Consider the following 559-nt stretch of genomic DNA (forward strand, 5'->3'; position numbering starts at 1 on the left):
GGTTTTATCTATACATTGATCGAGCATCAATCCCGACCGGACAAGCACATGGCATTTCGTTTGATGCGTTATGCGATTGCTGCCATGCAACAACACCTCGATGCTGGCCACGACACATTGCCTCTGGTGATACCCATCCTGTTCTACCAGGGGCAGACGTCGCCGTATCCCTACAGCCTGTCCTGGCTACAGGAGTTTGCCAACCCGGCGTTGGCCAGGCAGCTATACTGCGGTGATTTCCCGTTGGTGGATATTACCGTCATCCCGGATGACGACATCATGCAGCACAAGCGCATCGCCTTGCTGGAGCTGCTGCAGAAGCATATCCGGCAGCGTGACCTGGCTGAGTTGCTAAACCAGGTGGTCACGTTACTGTTGGCAGGCTACACTACCGAAAAGCAGGTGCGCTCCCTGATGAACTATATGTTCCAGGTGGGGGAGACACAAAACCCGGAGGCCCTGTTAACCACTCTGGCATCGCAAGTGCCGCAACATGGAGACACGCTGATGACCATCGCTGAACAACTTGAACAGAAAGGCATGCAGAAAGGTATGCAGC

At 54.2% G+C, this 559-nt stretch carries 1 protein-coding gene; it reads left to right on the forward strand.

Annotation, left to right across the window (positions count from 1 at the left end; translation table 11 throughout):
• Nucleotides 1-559: Rpn family recombination-promoting nuclease/putative transposase (locus EHO01S_RS17245; RefSeq protein WP_024525093.1), on the forward strand; the 559-nt coding region annotated here is incomplete at both ends.

It is taken from the genome of Edwardsiella hoshinae NBRC 105699 = ATCC 33379 (assembly GCF_000474215.1).
In the GTDB taxonomy this organism is placed as follows: domain Bacteria; phylum Pseudomonadota; class Gammaproteobacteria; order Enterobacterales; family Enterobacteriaceae; genus Edwardsiella; species Edwardsiella hoshinae.